18 protein-coding genes are annotated in these 19,811 nt (G+C 39.2%); 6 read left to right on the top strand and 12 right to left on the bottom strand.

The annotated features are described in order from the left end of the window. Window positions 1-17 precede the first annotated feature (17 nt). The gene (locus tag FHK88_RS12945; protein ID WP_227431130.1) at window positions 18-662 is read right to left on the bottom strand and encodes a glutathione S-transferase family protein; all 645 of its coding nucleotides are present in this window, start codon (window positions 660-662) and stop codon (window positions 18-20) included. A 219-nt stretch (window positions 663-881) separates the two neighbouring features. Further along, entirely contained in the window at window positions 882-1,520 is a 639-nt protein-coding gene (locus FHK88_RS12940) for a peroxiredoxin (RefSeq protein WP_227431129.1), read from the bottom strand. A gap of 240 nt (window positions 1,521-1,760) precedes the next feature. On the opposite strand from FHK88_RS12940, the gene FHK88_RS12935 reads away from it, so the two are divergent. Next, window positions 1,761-2,174 carry a hypothetical protein gene (locus FHK88_RS12935; protein ID WP_227431128.1) on the top strand — a complete coding sequence of 138 codons (414 nt, stop codon included), beginning with the start codon at window positions 1,761-1,763 and terminating at the stop codon, window positions 2,172-2,174. 136 nt (window positions 2,175-2,310) lie between these two features. Here the strand turns inward: FHK88_RS12935 and FHK88_RS12930 are convergent, their stop codons facing one another. From FHK88_RS12930 to FHK88_RS12905, 6 genes are all read right to left on the bottom strand, one after another. Beyond that, window positions 2,311-2,988, bottom strand: a complete 678-nt coding sequence (locus FHK88_RS12930; RefSeq protein ID WP_227431127.1) for an HAD family hydrolase — start codon at window positions 2,986-2,988, stop codon at window positions 2,311-2,313. Beyond that, window positions 2,981-4,111: an ABC transporter ATP-binding protein gene (locus FHK88_RS12925; RefSeq protein ID WP_227431126.1), complete on the bottom strand. Its 1,131-nt coding sequence runs from the start codon at window positions 4,109-4,111 to the stop codon at window positions 2,981-2,983. The genes FHK88_RS12930 and FHK88_RS12925 overlap by 8 nt, the downstream gene beginning before the upstream one ends. Then, a complete protein-coding gene (locus tag FHK88_RS12920; protein ID WP_227431125.1) occupies window positions 4,108-4,899 on the bottom strand; it encodes an ABC transporter permease in 792 nt (263 codons plus the stop codon). Before FHK88_RS12920 ends, FHK88_RS12925 begins: the two co-directional genes overlap by 4 nt. A gap of 30 nt (window positions 4,900-4,929) precedes the next feature. After that, window positions 4,930-5,841, bottom strand: a complete 912-nt coding sequence (locus FHK88_RS12915; protein ID WP_264480686.1) for an ABC transporter permease — start codon at window positions 5,839-5,841, stop codon at window positions 4,930-4,932. Next, window positions 5,838-6,674, bottom strand: coding sequence for an alkaline phosphatase family protein (locus tag FHK88_RS12910; protein ID WP_227431124.1), 837 nt, complete (start codon window positions 6,672-6,674; stop codon window positions 5,838-5,840). The genes FHK88_RS12915 and FHK88_RS12910 overlap by 4 nt, the downstream gene beginning before the upstream one ends. 267 nt (window positions 6,675-6,941) lie before the next feature. Continuing rightward, window positions 6,942-8,105, bottom strand: coding sequence for an ABC transporter substrate-binding protein (locus FHK88_RS12905; protein ID WP_227431123.1), 1,164 nt, complete (start codon window positions 8,103-8,105; stop codon window positions 6,942-6,944). Between the two features lie 622 nt (window positions 8,106-8,727). Here FHK88_RS12905 and FHK88_RS12900 point away from each other — a divergent pair. Further along, window positions 8,728-9,045, top strand: coding sequence for a hypothetical protein (locus tag FHK88_RS12900; RefSeq protein WP_227431122.1), 318 nt, complete (start codon window positions 8,728-8,730; stop codon window positions 9,043-9,045). Between the two features lie 314 nt (window positions 9,046-9,359). On the opposite strand, the gene FHK88_RS12895 is transcribed toward FHK88_RS12900, so the two are convergent. Both FHK88_RS12895 and uvrB read right to left on the bottom strand, forming a co-directional pair. Continuing rightward, a complete protein-coding gene (locus tag FHK88_RS12895) occupies window positions 9,360-10,028 on the bottom strand; it encodes an SMI1/KNR4 family protein (RefSeq protein ID WP_227431121.1) in 669 nt (222 codons plus the stop codon). A gap of 246 nt (window positions 10,029-10,274) precedes the next feature. Further along, complete coding sequence (gene uvrB / locus FHK88_RS12890; protein ID WP_227431120.1) at window positions 10,275-12,392, bottom strand: excinuclease ABC subunit UvrB; 2,118 nt, start codon at window positions 12,390-12,392, stop codon at window positions 10,275-10,277. 193 nt (window positions 12,393-12,585) lie between these two features. Here uvrB and FHK88_RS12885 point away from each other — a divergent pair, with 193 nt between their 5' ends. Genes FHK88_RS12885 through FHK88_RS12875 form a run of 3 tightly spaced genes read left to right on the top strand, consistent with a single transcriptional unit; the run spans window position 12,586 to window position 14,239 of the window. Continuing rightward, the gene (locus FHK88_RS12885; protein WP_227431119.1) at window positions 12,586-13,353 is read left to right on the top strand and encodes a YrhK family protein; all 768 of its coding nucleotides are present in this window, start codon (window positions 12,586-12,588) and stop codon (window positions 13,351-13,353) included. A gap of 12 nt (window positions 13,354-13,365) precedes the next feature. Beyond that, complete coding sequence (locus FHK88_RS12880; protein ID WP_227431118.1) at window positions 13,366-13,923, top strand: hypothetical protein; 558 nt, start codon at window positions 13,366-13,368, stop codon at window positions 13,921-13,923. 37 nt (window positions 13,924-13,960) lie between these two features. Then, window positions 13,961-14,239 (top strand): hypothetical protein, encoded by a 279-nt coding sequence (locus FHK88_RS12875; protein ID WP_227431117.1) that lies wholly within the window; start codon window positions 13,961-13,963, stop codon window positions 14,237-14,239. Between the two features lie 193 nt (window positions 14,240-14,432). Here FHK88_RS12875 and FHK88_RS12870 read toward each other — a convergent pair whose 3' ends face one another. Then, entirely contained in the window at window positions 14,433-15,230 is a 798-nt protein-coding gene (locus tag FHK88_RS12870; protein WP_227431116.1) for a hypothetical protein, read from the bottom strand. A 347-nt stretch (window positions 15,231-15,577) separates the two neighbouring features. On the opposite strand from FHK88_RS12870, the gene dps reads away from it, so the two are divergent. Beyond that, entirely contained in the window at window positions 15,578-16,063 is a 486-nt protein-coding gene (gene dps, locus FHK88_RS12865) for a DNA starvation/stationary phase protection protein Dps (RefSeq protein WP_227431115.1), read from the top strand. 235 nt (window positions 16,064-16,298) lie between these two features. Here dps and FHK88_RS12860 read toward each other — a convergent pair whose 3' ends face one another. Further along, window positions 16,299-19,469 carry an ImpA family metalloprotease gene (locus FHK88_RS12860; RefSeq protein ID WP_227431114.1) on the bottom strand — a complete coding sequence of 1,057 codons (3,171 nt, stop codon included), beginning with the start codon at window positions 19,467-19,469 and terminating at the stop codon, window positions 16,299-16,301. Window positions 19,470-19,811 lie beyond the last annotated feature (342 nt).

The raw sequence follows: 19,811 nt of genomic DNA, 5'->3' as shown, positions 1-19,811 counted from the left end.
TATTAAAAAATTAAACCTTACTTTTCAGGATTCATCTTTTTTAATCCAAACTGCTCATTCATCATGTTATAAAAACGAGCAATCCCTTCACCTTGTGCCATTGGATCAACTTTTTGCAACTTCGCAAAATCAAGAGCAATGTAAAGCACAATATCAGCATAGCTGAGTTGGTCATTAACCAAATATTGCTTTTCTTTGAGGATATTTTCAAAATAAGGCAATGCATCAACTGCACGCTGAACCGACTTCGGGGCAAACTCAGGTACTTGATCTACTCGATGTGCTTTGGAAGGGTGAGAATGCTGAAAGCCCATCATCAATGGATATAACACCTCAAGCTCAGCAATACGTCGCATTGAGCAAACTTTAGCACGATGTACCACATCATTACCCATCACTGAGCGCTCACCATACACACGGTCAAGGTATTCACAAATTGCCTGCGAATCATTGAGTACAGTACCATCTTCTAATACCAAAACAGGCAACAGCTTTAACGGGTTAATACGAGTAAACTCTTCTGTTAGATGATCACCTTGGGCAATATCCATATCAATCACTTCGATATCATGTATGTCATCAATATTTAGACCTTTTGATGCCATCAAAATAATCGGTTTGCGAGGGTTTGGTGCGAGACGAGATAAATATAGCTTTTTCATGTTTTTATCCTTTTCCCTTTATAAAGGTTATATTGTCCTACAATGGTTTTTAAATAAACTGTGTTTAAAACCTAAAACATCAAATTTAGTATAACAACTTCTATGAATAAACTACTTTAGTACAAACGTAAAAAACCCTGCAAAATAGTAATGCAGGGTTTCTATTAACATAGGATTATGTCTCTTTTGTATAAAAATCAATACAATATAGACAATCTATTATTTATTCGGCGCAGGTGTGGTGCGTAGATATGGCTTAATTTCAGTATGTCCTTTTGGATAATTGGCGGGGATATCTTCATTTTTCACACTAGGTGGAATGATAACATCATCACCATCTTTCCAATCTACAGGTGTTGCAATATTGTATTCATCAGATAACTGTAAGCCATCAATCACACGAATGATTTCATCAAAGTTGCGTCCACAGCTTGCTGGATAAGTTAAAATAAGGCGCACTTTTTTGTTTGGATCAATGATAAATACACTACGCACTGTCGCTGTATTATCAGCATTAGGATGAATCATGTCATACAAGTCAGCAACGGTACGACTTTCATCAGCAATGATGGGGAAGTTGACCGCAGTACCTTGAGTCTCTTCGATATCTTTTGACCAGCCGTTATGATCATCTACACTATCTACAGACAAAGCAATGGGTTTAACATTGCGTTTTTGGAACTCACCACCTAGAGCAGCCGTACGACCCAACTCAGTAGTACATACTGGTGTATAGTCCGCAGGATGCGAGAATAGTACTACCCAGCTATCACCAGCCCAATCATAAAAATTGATATCACCTTCAGTGGTTGGAGCATCAAAGTTTGGAGCAGTGTCACCTAAACGTAAATGTGCCATGATATTTTTTCCTTATCAATTAATGAACAGTTTTAAAGAATGATTTATCAGTTGTAAACGTATAAAATTGCATTAACATCTATTTGCTTGGGCATTCAGGGTTATTAGCTTCCCCTATGCTGTTGCCCATTATGTTAACAAACTCATGTACCAATAAGATGTGATGGATTGCATATTAATTATTCCATTATGGAATATAAAACTATTTTCTATTCGCTTTAACTATTAAAGGAGAATTCCGTGAACCACAACTCAACTTCAAAAATCACCTCTATAGCGTCTATAGCCACAGCTTTATGTATCACGCTTGCCTTATCTGGTTGTGCATCAACTGGCAATCAAAATGCTGGTGATGCTATGAACACTGCCTCAAACATTGGTATGAATGTACTCAAAGTTGCCGTTGATAATAAATGCCGTAGTGAGATGAATCAGCAACAGGTTTGGCAGATTGCCAAAGTTGCGATGACTACTGAGCAAGCTGAGAATATACAAAGCAGAGTCTGTGGCTGTGTCAGTGAACAAGCGCCACAACACATCAGCTTTGCTGATATGACCAATGCTACCATCGACTCACAATACCGCACTCAACTGGTCGCCAGAGTCGTCGCTAAGTCATTGCAAAGTTGCTATGGCAGTATTATGAGTAAATAGCTATCGTCAATGAGCTGGATAACTGTCTTGAGTAACGTAGCAACAAAGCTGGCTCGGTTTGTTATATAAGCATACTATCTGCACGCACTTGCCCTGCCTTGTAGCGGTTTATAACTTCGCTCACTATTTCTATCTACTATATAGAAATAGGTGCAAAGTGAATAACTTGCCAGCCTTTGTTTTGAGCAGTTATTAAAAGTTGCTTATCAGGGTTGGTTGCTATCGGACAGTCAACCAAATTGAGCAATGGAATATCATTACGAGAGTCACTATAAAAATAGCTATTTTCATAGTCTTGTAAGCATTTATTTTGATTAGCAAGCCACTGCTGCAAGCGGGTGACTTTGCCCTGTTGAAAGCTTGGTACACCAAGATAACATCCGGTAAAATTACCTTGTGAGTCAGTCTCTAAGGCAACTCCAATGACGTTTTTTATACCCAAGTGGTGAGCGATTGGGGTGATGATAAATTCATTGGTCGCTGATAATAATAGCAAAGTATCACCACGAGCTTGATGTTGCTCAATCAGTGTCACTGCTTCAGGGTAGATTTTTGGAAGGATATGCTGCTGAAAAAACGGCTGATATAACGCATCAAGTTGCTGCTTATCAAACTTCGCCAATATCGCCAGTTGAAAGGTTAAAAAAGCATCAATATCTAGTGTGCCAGCTTGATAATCATCAAAATAAGCATCTCGCGTCCGCATAAACGCATCATCTAGCAAACCTTGCTCATATAAATAGCCCACCCACAATACATCTGAGTCATCGGCAATTAGGGTATGGTCTAAATCAAAAATAACCAAATCAGTCATAGATTTTCTGCTTTTCTTTTGAGTTGTCATTAGTCGTTGCTTGCCCTACATAAGCTGTCTGTTCAGTAGACTGTAAGTCTGTCTGAGAGCCTGAATCAATAGCTGGAATAATATTGCCATCATGTACGCTATTTTTATCCAGTCGAATGACTTCAGATAACGGAATGGTCAAATACACAGGCGTATCAATACTCAGCTGGCTGACCGCACCATAATTGAGTACATCCACATTTAAGATTTCATTGTGTGCTGTTTTGACCTGATATCGCACCACACTACCTAATAACGTACGATTGGTAATAATGGCAGCAATATCACCTTTTTCTGTATCAATTTGGATAGCTTCAGGACGAATAACCAGAGGTGTGTCAGCTTGAAAATACTCACGTAATGAGACAAATGCGCCCATATTGTAGTTACCAATAAAGCCTGCGGTAAATTTGCTATTGGGGGTATTATATAGACGCTCTGGACTGGTGTGTTGCTCAATACGACCACGATTTAGTAGCACCACTTCATCTGACATGGCTAAGGCTTCTTCTTGGTCATGCGTCACAAAAATCGTAGTCAAATTAAGCTCTTTTTGAATATCACGTATCTGACTACGCAAGCTTTTGCGAATTTTGGCATCTAGTGCTGATAATGGCTCATCTAGCAGTAGCAAACTTGGCTCCATAATCAACCCACGAGCCAGTGCAACACGTTGCTTTTGTCCACCTGACAAAGCACTGGGCTTTTGCTTCGCAAAGTCAGACAGCTCCACCAGACGCAACATTTCTTGAACTTTTTGCGCGCGTCTATCGGCAGGCATTTTTTTAATTTTTAATCCAAATTCAATATTTTGTGCCACCGTCATATTAGGAAATAACGCATAATGTTGAAACACCATAGCGATGTTACGTTTTTGCGGTTTGCTATGGGTAATATCTTGGTTTGCCAGCATAATACTGCCTGAGTCTAACTCCTCTAGCCCAGCAATACAACGTAGCAATGTGGATTTACCACAGCCAGAAGGACCTAATAATGTCAAAAACTGCCCTTGTTTTACTTGTAAATTTAGGGTGTCAATCACCACCAAATCGCCAAATGCTTTGTGTGCCTGCTCAATAACCAAATGACTCATGATACTCTCTCCCGACTCATCCAACTGACCAATAAGGTGATGAGTACTAATATGACAAAATATGAAATAACGACAGCACTACTAAGATGCCCTGATAGATTTTTTAAGGTATACAAATAAGTTTGAATGGTCTCGAAATGCCCGCCTGCCAAGATATTGATAAAGACAAACTCCCCAATTAAAAATGCGATAGAGATAAAAAATGCCACAATAAAGCCACGTTTTAAATTGGGTATCAACACATGCCAAATTGTTTGCCATTTATTTGCCCCTAATAAGGCAGATGACTCCAATAAGTCTTTGACCCCGATGGCTCGTAAATTATTGTCTAATGAGCGATAAACAAACGGTAAGGCAATGGTAAAATAACAGCCTGATAAAATAAAAAACGTCCCAATCTTACTGCTTAAAATGCCTGAATACAGCTGTAATACCCCAATTGAGGCAACCACAGGCGGTAGAGTAAAAGGCAATATCAATATTAAGCTGACCCACTTCTCTAAGTGTGGGTGTGTGGTATGTACTGCCAATACCACAGGAAAAATAATCACAATACTGGCAATAGCAGTCAGCGTGCATAACAACACTGAATATAAACAAGCGACCAAAAATCGAGGCTCTGTCCAGATTTGGATAAGCCACTGCAACGTCCAAGACTCTGGCAATATGGTACGAGACCAATCACCTGACACCGCATAAATGGCAGTGGCAACCACAGGTATCATCATTATCAACATCAAAATGAGTAGCAAAGTTGTATGAAACATTTTTGATGGTTGGCTGTGCATATCGACCTCCTAGATATGATGACGGCTACGTTATAGCTTATATTTATGTAATAGGTATTGATGTACAGCCGTAATCACCGCCATGAGTACAACCAATATCAATGCCAAAGCCGCCGCCATATTTGGCTCAAGCGTTAAATTCCCTGCAATTAATGAAGAAATACGAATCGGTAAGATATTCAAGCTACCTGAGGTGAGAGCATAAGCTGTGGCATACGCCCCCAACGCATTGGCAAACAAAATGATAAACGTCCCCATTAATGCTGGTGCTAGCACAGGCAGACCTACTTTGAGAAAATACTGGCTAAATGACGCCCCTAACAAATAAGCACTTTCCTGCCAGTCCTTTTTTAGACTCTCAATGGCAGGGTAAAGCAGTAAAATTGCCAAAGGAATTTGAAAATAAACATAACTGAGCATAATGCCTTGGTAAGAATAGATATCAACCAAATCATCAATACCTAAGCGTGACAAAATCAAAGTCACCACACCACTTGAACCAAAGACAATCATCATGGCAAATGCCAATGGCACACCACTAAAGTTGCTTAATAAGCTATTAAACGATACCAGTGCCCTACCCAGCCGACTATCTCTAATACTATATAAAGAATACGCACCTTGTAGCCCAATCAATAAACCGAGAACGCTACTATAAAGGCTAAGCTTTAGCGAATTGCTAATGGACTGCATATAAAACGCATTGCTAAAAATGCGTGACATATACGCAAAAGTATAGCCCCCTGTATCATCTTTAAACGCATTAATAACGACCCAGCCAAGTGGTGCTAGCAAAAACAAAACCACCAAAATAAAAAAAGGCAACAATACCAGATAAGAGGACAATACAGCCATATGTGGTTTGGCTTTGGCTGGTTTTGGCTGTTTGGGTGTTTTTGTGATGGTCGATAGGGCTTGCGAGTCTAATAAGTCCATTGTCATTGTAATATCTCCTGACAGACGGGCTTGTCATGTGCCACGCCTAAAATATTGCAAATCGTGCCACAAATTTGGGTTTGGCTAATATGAATACTATCGGCATGTGAAAAAGCATCACCAAAGACATACAAAGGGACGAGTCGCTCTTCAGCCAACACCCCACCATGACTGTAGTCATTATTCATACCATGATCAGCTGTGACCAATACCTGATAACCTGCATCTAACCAAGCCGTCAAATAATTAGACAGATACATATCTGCCATACGGGCAGCATTGCGATATTGGCTACTATCTAGCCCATGCTTATGCCCCGTATCATCAATATTCATCGGATGTACCAACATAAAATCTGGCTGATAAGTCAAGCGTAGGTGTTCGGCATCATCAAATAAATGTGAATCGGGATAATGGTCAGCATAATAAAAATGACCATATTGAATGGGTAGGTTTTTATTCGCCACATGACGGTCAGTTGCAGCGACAAATGGTGCTTTGTTATAAAGCTCACTAACCCAGTGATAAGCGGCGGCCGCTGTGGTTTTTCCCGCTTGTGTCGCATAATGAAAGATACTTTGCTCTGTGCTTAGACGCACAATTTGATTATGATAAATACCACTATCAATCGGGCGTATACCAGTCAAAATACATTCGTATAAGGGGCGAGACATAGAAGGCAACTCACAAGATAACGTGTAGGCACTGCCTCGCCCCACCTCACATAATCCTTGCAAAAAGCCCATACACTCTAAACCGACGGTGGCATTTAGACCATCTAAGACAACTAAAATGACCCCCGTGTCTGATGTTTGATGATTTGTATGAGATACAGCCATTTATAATTACCAACAGGAATAACACAAATTGAGTTAATTTTTAAACAAAAGTAGAATCTTACTGTCCCCATTGACGTTATTGAACCAATGAGTGAATGAATATTCAGCAGACCCTGAGCCATATAAAACTATGCGAATGAGCATCAGAGAAGTGAAGTAACACCAACAATACCTGTTGTATTAGCAACTATTTTTTAACTTGTTTGCAGCTAATAACCGCTACTTCACTTACTCAACCACTTACTCAACGTAATAGCTATTAGCTGGTTATTGATGAATCAGCACTTGCTCTTGCCATAATTGTGGTAATTGAGCAGAGCTTTTCTCCCACGCTGTCACATCGGTCACAGGTTTTGCATTGGTGTATTGTGCCTGTGGTAATAGTTTGTCTTGTACATCAGCAGGAACATCTAAATGCTCAATACGAATAGGGCGAGCATAGCCACGAGCTAGGTTTAGCTGACCTTTATCAGACAAAATAAACTCACGAGCAAGCATGGCAGCATAAGGATGCTTAGCATATTTATTAATAATGGTAGAGTAGCCTGAAGTTACTGAGCCATCACTTGGGATAAGAACATCAAAACGACTTTTATCAATTTGGTCACGATAGTTGAGTCCATTAAAGTCCCAAACAACAGCTACTTCTACCTCTCCTTTCTCAAGATTAGCAACTGTTGGATCAACAACACCTAAGCGTTTTTGTTTTGCCAAGTCAGCAAAGTAATTCAATGCTGGTGTCAAATCTGCCTCATTACCACCTAAAGCATAGTTAGCCGCTAATACACCATTGACCGCTTGACTGGCAACTGAAACATCACCAATGGTTACTTTGTATTTTGAATTCTTTAACTCGTCCCAACTGGTAGGAATTTTGTCAACTTTTTGCTTATCAGCGATAAATGCAATCGTACCTGTATAGGCAATCAGCCAGTTACCGTCATTGTCTTTTGCCCAGTCAGGCACTTGCTCCCAAGTGGTTGGCTTATATGGAAGGGTGACTCCTTTTTCTACTGCAACAGGAGCAAAAGTCGCGCCCACATCACCGATATCCGCCGTTGCATTGTCTTTTTCTGCCAAAAACTTAGCAATTTCTTGTGCTGAGCTCATGTCCGTATCTTGATGTTTTAATCCATATTGGGTATTTAAGTCTTCCCAAGTTTCTTTCCAGTTTGCCCAAGTATCTGGCATACCCAAGCTGTTAACCTCTCCTTCTGATTTGGCTTTTTCGATGAGTTGCTCAACGCTTAGACCCTCAGCTAAGCTACTGCTTGCACTGGTTTGTGTATCATTATCGGTGGCAGTGGTTTGGTTTTCAGAGGTGGAACTTGAGTTAGAACATGCTGTTAATAGCATGGCTGGTACAAATAAAGAACAAAGCACTTTGGGGAAAAGTCGTTTGGATGGTTGAGAAGTTGTATTTTTTGTCATCTATTGACTACCTATATTAATGTTAATGTTGATTCAGAAATACTGTTGTTTATAAGGTTGATTTAACAATTTACTGAAAATATATGACAAAAATAAGTCGATTTTATGTCAGATTAATGACAGAAGATGGGGTAAATATGGGATGGGCTTAATATAGGGTCTGTTGAACTTTCCCCGTTAGGCTAATATCTACAAGGGATAAAGCGACTTTTTACTTTCATGTAAAAATTGACTAAATTTATCCTATGAAGATGAATGTTCAACAGACCCTAGTCAAAGAATATTAAAATAGATACAAGGCACCAAATGAGGATATTACACTTAGTATGTAGAGTGAGACTAAAGGTTAACTCTGTGGTGGATTTATAGCAGGCATACTATATAATAAATAGCACTTATACTACTCACCATTATATAATATATAAATGTTAATAAAATAATAAAGACAAATGATATAAATTAGTTAACCTAACTTTCTTCTCTCTTGTCAATTCTATTGACAGTATTTATAGAACATACTAGAAGCTGTGTAACATACTTCTTTTTATAATTGATACGATTTTGGTGGATTTAGTAAATACGTTCCCTGGTCGAACGAACATATTTTAGATAGGAGTTTATTATGTATTATGTTTACTTATGGGATAGGAATAGATATTGTCCTGATAATATGAGAAGAATTAAAGAGTTCAAAATTAACAAAGCACTTGCAGAATCTTTCTTTATATTAGACTCTGCGACTTATCCAATTCTATCTGAACTTAGTTATGTTGATTTTGATCTATATTTTGGAGATTCATTATATGAGTTAAAGCAAGATCTAAATAATTATTTGACCTCGGAAAATAAATTTCAAGATGAGGTAGAGAAAATAATATCATTTGTAGATGAAGCGATAAATACAGAAAAATCTATTTTATTTAATCCATTTGATTTTTGATCCATTCGATCCGTTTGTAACGAATCGAATGGATAATTAAATTTGTAAAAGGTATTTCGCGGTCTATAGGGGCATAGCAAACTTAGACAACCAATAATAGGGTATCCTTCCCAAAGAAGGATAACCATGAGTAAAAAATTTAACCGCTATAGTATAGAATTTTAGTACTTATCGGGTGTGTTAAAAACTGCATAACATACCTATTGCTATGATTAATATTATTTTTTTGGGTTACGCTTTGCTAACTACATCTTACTGTCATCTAATTGATAAGTTGATTGTGATATATTCGGCTTAAATGTCGTTTTATTAACTTATAAAAATATATCTAACCATGTCTCATACCATGTTAAGAAATCTGCCTGTTCAGCAAAATCAGGACAAATATTATAATCAAATGGAGCATAAATCACTTTACCATAATATGAGCCTGAAACGATTAATGCATAACAACTACCACACCCTTCTGTAGCAATACAAATCAGTCCAGAATAATACTCAACCATTCTTTTTTCATGTATTACATCTTGAGTCGTATAGTCTTGGTCTGCTAAGTCTTCAACAAAAATATAGGGAATAACTTCTTGACTCCACAGCTCTTGATTAAAGGTTGAATTGAGTTTTGATGGTACTTTTAAATAATTCAACCCATTATCAATATAAGTATCCAAATGTGTACCGAGTGGATAGATACCATAACCCACTCCTGCACCACCATTACCCATATAATGTAAAAATGCGCCATATTCGCTGGGTAAACTAATGCCTGCTTGTTGTTCAAACGCACGAAGGGTTTCTAAAGATACTGGTGGATTTAGCTTAAAGCCATGTTTCTGATAGGTAAATTTCAGAGTCTGCATCAAGTTCTTTTGACTATATTTATCACTACTAAAAGAATAGTCATGGTCATTAATCTTTTGTCTAATTATCGTAAGTTTGCTTTTTAGTCGCTCTATCTGTGGCAAATGTTGTTGATAGTCCATAACTGTCATTCCCTGTATAACTATCTCTTAACTAAGGTTTAATAAGTCGTGAGCTTTGGTATGGCAAGGCTTTTTAGCCCCGATTGTAGCGGTTATCCTACTCGGCTAGGCGAGTTGCGTGGCTAGAGTCTGAGAGAGTGTCGAGGCAACAGCAATCTATCAGCTCGTGCCACCGCCTCGCCTAGTCGGGTAGATATGAGCGGAAAGCGGGATTAGCTACTTAAAATAAAAACTTAGAAAACCCCATCACTGCACTATATATTCTTTTAACTCCAATACTTTATCACGTACTTTTGCTGCTTCTTCAAATTTTAAGTCACGCGATAGCTGTTTCATTTCTTTTTCTAGACGGTTGATTTCTTTGGCAAGTAAATCAGGGCTACGCAAGATTTCAATATCAACATCAGGTAAGCCACTGCTACTGGGGATAGACTGGTTGTCGTTTAATTCTTCCTCAACTTCGCCTGTGTCAATCTTGTCGGTGATACTGCGTCTTGCCGAGGTGGGGGTGATGTTGTGCTCTAGGTTAAAGGCGATTTGTTTTTCGCGGCGACGGTCGGTTTCTTCGATGGCTTTTTCCATGCTTGGAGTAATGCGGTCAGCATAGAGAATGGCTTTACCGTTGATGTGGCGGGCGGCTCGACCAATGGTCTGAATCAGTGAGCGCTCTGAGCGTAAAAAGCCTTCTTTGTCCGCATCAAAAATGGCAACCAGTGACACTTCGGGCATGTCCAAGCCTTCACGCAATAGGTTAATGCCGACCAATACGTCATGTACGCCTGTGCGTAGTTCGTGAATGATTTGCATACGCTCAACAGTGTCGATGTCTGAGTGTAGATAGGCGACTTTGATGTCGTATTCTTTTAGGTAGCTGGTCAAATCCTCTGCCATGCGTTTGGTCAAGGTGGTGATAAGCACCCGCTCGTCCAACTCTCGGCGTTTGGTAATCTCGGATAATACGTCATCGACTTGGGTAAGAACGGGGCGGATTTCGATTTCAGGGTCGATGAGTCCTGTGGGTCGCACCACTTGTTCGACCACTTGCTCGCTTTGCTCAAGCTCGTATTGGGCAGGGGTGGCGGTAACAAAGATGGTGGCAGGACGAATGCGTTCCCATTCTTCAAATTTCATTGGGCGGTTGTCAATGGCACTGGGCAGGCGAAAGCCATAATTAATCAGGTTTTCTTTGCGTGAGCGGTCGCCTTTATACATCGCTCCGATTTGCGGTACGGTGACATGCGATTCGTCAATAAATAATAGGGCGTCTGGTGGAATATAGTCAAAAAGGGTGGGTGGTGCTTCGCCAGCAGGTCGCCCTGAGAGGTGGCGAGAGTAGTTTTCAATGCCGTTACAGTAGCCAAGCTGTTGTATCATCTCAAGGTCGTATTGAGTCCGCTCTTTGATACGTTGAGCCTCGATAAGTTTGTTATTGTCTCGAAAATATTCCAGACGTTCTTCTAGCTCATCTCGAATGGTATGGCTGGCAGCCTCTAGGCGTTCTCGGGGGGTAACATAATGTGATTTGGGATAGATGGTAATACGTGGCACACTACGCACATTTTTACCAGTGAGTGGGTCAAACCATGTGATTTTCTCGATTTCATCGTCAAACATGCTGATACGAACGGCAAGCTGTTCTGATTCAGCAGGATAGATGTCGAGTAGTTCACCGCGTAAACGATAAGTACCCCGCCCAAAGTCCAGTTCGTTACGGATATATTGTAGCTCCACCAGTCGCTTTATCATCGCGGTGCGGTCAACTCTGTCACCAACCACGATATGCAGTAGCATTTTTAGGTAGCTTTCGGGGTCACCCAAACCATAAATGGAGGACACTGAGGCAACAATAATGGCATCACGACGCTCTAGCAATGCCCTTGTGGCAGACAGTCGCATTTGGTCGATGTGGTCGTTAATGGCACTGTCTTTTTCGATAAAGGTATCACTGGCAGCAACGTAAGCCTCGGGCTGATAGTAGTCATAATAACTGACAAAATATTCCACTGCATTGTTGGGGAAAAAGGCTTTAAATTCACCATAAAGCTGGGCTGCTAAGGTTTTGTTGTGTGCCATGATGATGGTTGGGCGTTGGCATTGGCTAATAACCTTTGCCATGGTGTAGGTTTTGCCTGAGCCTGTGACCCCAAGCAATAGCTGATTGTCCATGCCCGCCTCAACACCATTTACTAGCTTTTCGATGGCTTGCGGTTGGTCGCCTGCGGGTGCAAAATCGGTGACCATCTCAAAGGCTCGGCTCGCAATTTGTGTGCCTGAAGCGTTGACACCAGTGATTTCGGCTTCGTTTTGTAGTTGGCTGGCAAGTTGGTTTAATTGACGAGAGGAACGGGGTTCGGGCATACGCATAATTTGGGATTCTTTTTTTATTGAGTTTCATCAGATATGGGGGTGTTTGGCTGGGGTTTAAAGTGGTGTTGCAGGTTATCGCTTAAAGGGGAAATGCAAATAATGGATTGTATGTTATAGTCTACCTACTATTATAGTTATAGTAAAAATCTGCCCTACTCACATCATTTTGCAAACCCAATTTGGACAATCTATGCCCCACCTAGTCACCAGTCGTGAACGCCTATCAGATAATAGAAACAGTATTTTTAACCTGTCATGGACGGTGTTTAGTGCATGGATGTATAAAATTGGCGGTATTTTATTTGTTTTAGGCAGTGTGCTGTTTTTTCCTGTATTTAGTCACTATCAGGATATTGGCGTTTGGCTATTTATTATTGGCTCAATCTTGTATTTGATTGTCACTGGTCATGATTTGCTAGAAACCCAAGCCTATTGGCGATTGCACCCAACCCATAGCAAAGCAGACATTATCGAAAAAGTGGCTAATATTAATTATGTATTTGGTAGTGTGTTATTTACCGTTGGCAGTTTTTGTTTTTTATCACAGATAGATGATGCTATTTTGGGGTCTTGGTGCTTTATTATTGGTTCGATTTTATTTGTGATTGGTGGTTGTGCCAATTTATTACAACTGCCCTCTGCCCCTTCGTTTACTTATTTGCAGTTATTTAATTTTACTTTGGTGACCTTTATTGTTGGCTCGGCATTGTTTGTTTTTGCCACCATTCCTTATTTGCAACATTATAAAATGCCGATTGACCAAACACAGATTGATAATTTATCTGCGTTGATGTTTACCATTGGTAGTTTTCTATTTTGGCTCGGTGGGGTGATGATTTTTTGGCGACAGTCTTTGCAAAATAAACTCAGCGACCAAACCCACCCTAGCCGTTTTGGTCATAATTTTATTTTAGCGGTACAACAAGAGATTGTGAGTGAACAGCAGGGTAAAAAGTAAAAAGATGAGTTTATGAATCACGACTTTAGACAGTCCTTTGTTATATCAGAATTTATTAGAAATGGTTATTTTGATTTTTTAGAAACGGATATAGCACACCTTGGTGACTATTGTGATGAAATGTTTTGTGATAAACACCTTCCCTCACCACAATCAGTCATCTATTATTTTTATTATTCTGGCTATCGTATTTGTATGATTGATAACATTACAGATAATAAAATTTACCAACAAATTGAAATTGATAATATAGATGGAATTAAAGATAAAGCTTTAAAAAACTTACTGTTGTTTTCAGAATTTATAAACAATATAGATACTCATTTTATAAAATTTATTGATAGCTTGATTAAAATTGAAATTCAAAATATTTACCAAGATAAAAATGAAATTGTGGTCATATTAGAAAATGGGGCAATGCTATATTATAATAAGGTCAGCTATAATACAGCCAGTCAGCAATCTAGTGACGACTTTGTTTTAAGCAAAATGATTGAGTATCATCAGCCATCTGAAGACTTGCTCAAAACATGCTGGCAAGACGTAACAAATAAATATCTCACTGTATAACCCAAACAACCTAAATAACCCAGAGTAAACCAACCTTATGGATATATTTCTCGCCATTATTTGGATATTGGCAATGGTGCTATATAGCTTTTCTAGCGACTATGCCCTCACCTTTCCACAGCACAAAAATAAAGCCCTACCCTTTATCCGTTGGGGCTCATTATTAATGGCAATGGGGCTATCTGCTTATCTGGCATCTGCTTATCAACAGCACCTGCAAGGCAATGGACTGTGGGTATTTGTCATTGTTGTTTTTGTGGTAATTATCGTTGCCAAGTTGATTTTTAAATGGGTGATTAGACGTCGGCATAGTTAAGTTAAGATAGTTAATCAGCACAGTTAGCTGATTAACAGTTCCGCCCAATAACTGACGCTCAATAACGCTAATAAATATATACAACTTACGATATAGTCAACGAAGTCTAAAACAGATACAAGGCGACCGAGTGAAGATAGTACGGTTGTACAGCAAACGAGGGCAACACCGTAGCTGTTTAGTAGTTCGTTGACTATAGATATCCTGCGATTCCCTGCTCACTGATGATACTACTGGGATAGTCATCGAACTTATTTATATCCTCACCCGTCCATGCTGCACACAACCGCATGACATCTTCTTCATCGGGGAAATTGATGGTGGCTGTAGTATTTGCATGGGTATTTGAGTCAATTTTTTCCTCTTCAGCAAACATAGTATCAACTGCTTGCTCATTATCTAAGCCAGATAGGTTGAGTAGGTTTAATTTAGCCTCTTCTACCGTTTGCTCTCCTTCATTATGATAGACCACCCCATCGGCATAACTAAAATAACGTATCGTGTTACCTGATTTGACTTGTCGCCACGCCACTGCACCACAAACCCGATAACTGCCAAAGGCATAATAATCCAAATCTACCGTTGGCAAGACATCTTCTAATAAATCCAAATGTTCAGACTCACTGCTAATAATATAGATCCAACCATCAACGGCAGGAGTAATAAAAACTCGGCAACGCCTATCTTGTAGTGAGAAATCATAGGCATGACTCACACCGTCATTCCATGACATTGGCTGTTGTTGCTGTATATTAATGGCATTGGCAAGCCCATCTAAGCTGATATCCTTCGCAACCAACTCTGCCTCTTTTAGCATATACCAGTTTATTTCATAGCCAAAGCCTTTGAGCCACTGCTTTGACTCTACATTTATCCACTGCTCAAGCTCTGCTTGGGTACGCATATTGCCTTGCTTGTCAACAAAACCAGATGACTGTTTATCTGCATTGGAATGCCATATTTTGTTCATTAATTTGGTTAAAATTTTCATCTTTGTCTCTTTTTAAACAAATACAGATATGCCATAAACCCTATGTATATCAATAAAGCAAAGAACTGAAATGTTATCTACTACATATTACTTAAAATCAATAACGCATAAAATCAATAAATTAGTCAGGCTTTTATAAAGCCTTACAATTAGCAACATTAAGTATATCAAACACCTAATAACCGATATTTTTTTGATTAATAATAATTGCTATGATTAATAAGAGTTAAGCTAAATAAGTATTTATTGATAAGTAACTATTAAGCAAAACTCTTTGCCAAACTCAAGATATTGAGAAAAATATATCAATTAAGATTTAAACATAAATATATAAAAAGGAAAATAACATGAGAGAGCGTTACGCAAGTGGCTTAGATAATGATACAGCAACAAAAATGGTTGAGTTACTTAATGCTAACTTGGCAAATGTCATTGATTTAACATTAGATGGCAAACAATGCCACTGGAACTTACAAGGTACAGGCTTTATTGGTGTCCATAAGTTGTTAGATGAAACAACAGATCGCCTACGTGAAATTTCTGACACCATCGCTGAACGTATCGTTATCTTAGGTGGTCAGCCAAATGGTCTTGCAAGCCGAGTTGTTAAAGACTCTATTTTAGAAGATTACCCTACGGATATTACTGAAGTATCGCAACACGTTCGTGAGCTCACCAATCGCTACAAAAAAGTTGCAGAAACATTACGTAAGGCCATTGAAGTAGCTAATGAAGCCGGTGATGAAGACACGGCTGATTTATTTACAAGTGCAAGCCGTGATATTGATAAAGATGCGTGGTTTATTGGCGCAAATGCACCAATAAACAGTTAAATTTCATAAAAGATAGCAATAAAATATAAAAACAAAGCCTCCTTATATATAAGGAGGCTTTGTTTTATCAAGGATTTAAGCGATTTTAGCTATATTCAAAGGGCAATACTCAAAAAGCAACAATCAACACTGTATGACTAAACAGCTATGGTCTTGACCTTATTTGCTATACAACCATACTATCTGCACTCGCCTGCCTTATATCAGTTTATAAATTCGCTGACTATAGCATCCATTAGTAAGGATAAACTGGTAAATGACCTGTGGCAGGTAGAGTTACCCATTGTCCTTCATCAAGATGATTGGCTCGGTTTTTGGGTAGCGCATAAAATTTCAACGGTGCATCAGCTAACTGTAACATTGCCACAGATTGATGCGCTTTATTAGAGATGGGTAAACCATACATCTCATATACTGCCTTCATATCATAGCCAATTATCTTTGAGGTTAAAATATAGTTTAGGTCAATATTACTGATGTTTTTATCTTCATAAGCACCCAGACCTAAACTTGCTTTTTGCTCGGCTGTTGTTGTCTTCATATCTAACTGACCAAGCAAACGAGTCCCGATATTTAACAAACGGAAATATTCAAATACACCCTGTATATCAGGCTGAGCTTTATGCTGATTTAGTTGCGTAAATAAAAACGACTGTTGCACTGCAAATGCCAGTTTACCACTATTATTGGCATAGCCATTGCCGTCCCAAATATTTTTTTCAACTTTGGCTCTAAGTGCCTCACCTGTCAAATTACTTGCTCGAGCGCTAGCAACCTGCTGATAAATCGTCCAATGTGCAAAGCGTCCACCGTTATCATCTTCACCAAATAGAGCATACTTTCTAAGCATGCTCAAGCCTGCTAAGTGATTATTATCACACTCCACTGCACAACCAATGGTTTTACCTGTTTCGGTACTTGGGAAGGTCAGATTTAGCACACGTTGTACTGTATTATGTCCCAACTCATGTACCCAACCCCAGCCTGTACCGACGCCAGTATAAGCATCAACAGGCTGTCCTGAACATAGATAACCACACTGTGCCATCCAACCCACAAAATGCTGGACATTAGGCGCACGATGCACATCACTACGGCAATCCCAACCTAACTGCTGACAACGCTGTATCGTCTGTGTATCCAAAGGCATATTATTATAACCATTAGCAATGTGATTACTATCAAACACCACCTGTCGAATATGGTCAATATAAGTACGGGCATCACTATGACCGATTGCCTTTATCGCATATGGGGTAATTTGCTGAATCTCACCTCCGGTAAACTTAAAGGTGTTCCAACCAAAATCTTGACGCTGTAATGCAGTAATCGCTTCATTTATTTGTGCATCAGATACGGGTTGAGTAAAGTCAATATGTGCATATTTAGCACTACCTTTAATGCGCAAAGTTACCTTACTACCTGCTGTTGCACCATGATAATTTAGCATCAAAGGGCCACCAAAAGGTGAGTTAAATACAGTGGAATGCTCTTTATTGAGTGGGATAGCAATGCTATTAGGGCGACGTGGTCGAGTATAACCTTTATCAGAAAATGGTGAGCCTGTTTGACGCAGAAAGCTGGTCTGTACTTTTAAGTCTGCCCCTGCATCACCAACTACCTCTATCTCAACGGCATGGCTTGGAATACTAGCTCGACCAATCAAGGTAATACCATGTGTTTGTGGAATGGTTATAGTAATGGTCTCCCATTCATCACTTACTGGTATATTTTTGGCAGTTGCAGGCATATAGTCACCTGCCCCTTGTGGCAAAGCAGTTACATGCTGACGATTAAAATCCAACCAAGAATCAGCAATATAGGTATGTACAAACCTCTCTAAATCTTTTGCTTTATGAGTATCCGTATAGGTGACGTCATGACGATAATTATCCGCCAACAATGTTAAATACCGCCATAGTTTGTTGTCATTCACATTGCCACTGGCAAAAACAGACTGACCAGAACCATTGATACGGTTAAGAACCTGTTGAGCTTTTTGAATACTGATAATCCAAGGGTGATTGCCATTAAATTCGGTAGTGGTTATCAATTGGGGCTGTTGTAATGCTTGCAACAACTTAATCAAATCACTGCTACGATTAGCAATGCTTAGGCTATTTTCCAATGTCCGCTCACTGGTGATACGGCGACTCTCTTCCTTCTCCCAATAGTTACCACCATAACCACTGGCACTAAGCCCCATTCCTGCTCCAACTGCCTGTGCACTATTACCACTGGCCCAGTTACTTGCTAGATACAATACAGCCTTACCACTGTCCATCATTTGTTTAACTCTTGCACTGGTCGCTTGAGTCGCTGGGGTACCTGAACCAAAAACGATTAAATCTGCCTGTTGCCAACATTGACTATCCTCTGCCAATGGCTGACAGGTCAAAACCTCGACTTGCGTATTTAAATGAAACTGCAAATATGATTTTACAAAATCAGCATTATAAGCCTGCGTGGCAATCTTCACTTTTTGTGGGCGTTGATGAGCATCACCTGTCAACAACCAACGTAATGCATTGTCCAAAATTGGCTGATGAGGGAGGTAGCTTACCTCTTTAGTTACATGATGAAGAATATCTATACCATATCCTAGTCCCCTACCCTGACCCGCAATGGAGATAGATGCCATTGGTAAGCCTGCATCAGACTGCATCAAAGGTGCGGTATGTATGATATCTTGGGGAATGATACGCACACTATTATTACTAATCTGTAAGGCTGGATTTAGTGGTACCCCATCTTTTTGAGTCAAAATCTGCCGAAGTATGTGCTGTAATTTTTGTTGTTGTACTTTTAGCAATGTTTGTGCTTCACTGAGTAACACTTTATTATCTTGCTCAGGTACTAAGGCCGTGGCATCACCTGTGTTTAAGGCATGATTAATACGCAAAGTTTGTTTTTCTTGTGCACTTAGCTCAGTTTTAGGGTTTGTTTCAGTTTTAGGGTCTGTTTCAGTTTTAGGGTCTGTTTCAGTTTTAGGGTCTGTTTCAGTTTTAGGGTCTGTTTCAGTTTTAGGGTCTGTTTCAGTTTTAGGGTCTGTTTCGGTTTTAGGGTCTGTTTCAGTTTTAGGGTCTGTTTCAGTTTTAGGGTCTGTTTCAGTTTTAGGGTTTGTTTCAGTTTTAGGGTCTGTTTCGGTTTTAGGGTCTGTTTCAGTTTTAGGGTCTGTTTCAGTTTTAGGGTCTGTTTCAGTTTTAGGGTCTGTTTCGGTTTTAGGGTCTGTTTCAGTTTTAGGGTTTGTTTCGGTTTTAGGGTTTGTTTCGGTTTTAGGGTCTGTTTCGGTTTTAGGGTCTGTTTCAGCCACAGCACCACTATTATTATCTTTATTCTGATTGATAGATTTATCTTGATGCGTATCTGCACCACCACCCCCACAAGCTGAGGTCAGTAAACTCATTGTTATTAATGTGCTAAGTAAAACTGGTTTTTTTAGGTATCGCATTGATAGACTCACTTTATTTACTCTTAAGATTCCAATTTAAATAACAGCAATACAGACAAACGGTTGATTACAGGTTGTTAAAGGATAATAAAAGCATAAATATCTGTATATTATTTAGGAGGCAATATTATACTGAAATAATTGTATATTAAACATACAATTATTTTACATTCTGTGACATAACAGTCATTAACAGTTACAAAAATTAAGAAGGAAAGACTAAAGTTTTTTATTATGAATGTTTACTTATAAATATCGTAGAAATAAATGAATATCTAGCTATAAAAAAGCTAAGAT

The sequence above is a fragment of the Psychrobacter sp. I-STPA6b genome (assembly GCF_020662265.1).
Classification (GTDB): Bacteria; Pseudomonadota; Gammaproteobacteria; order Pseudomonadales; family Moraxellaceae; genus Psychrobacter.
Note: the sequence above shows the minus strand (reverse complement) of the source record. Positions and strands in the feature narration are given on the sequence as shown.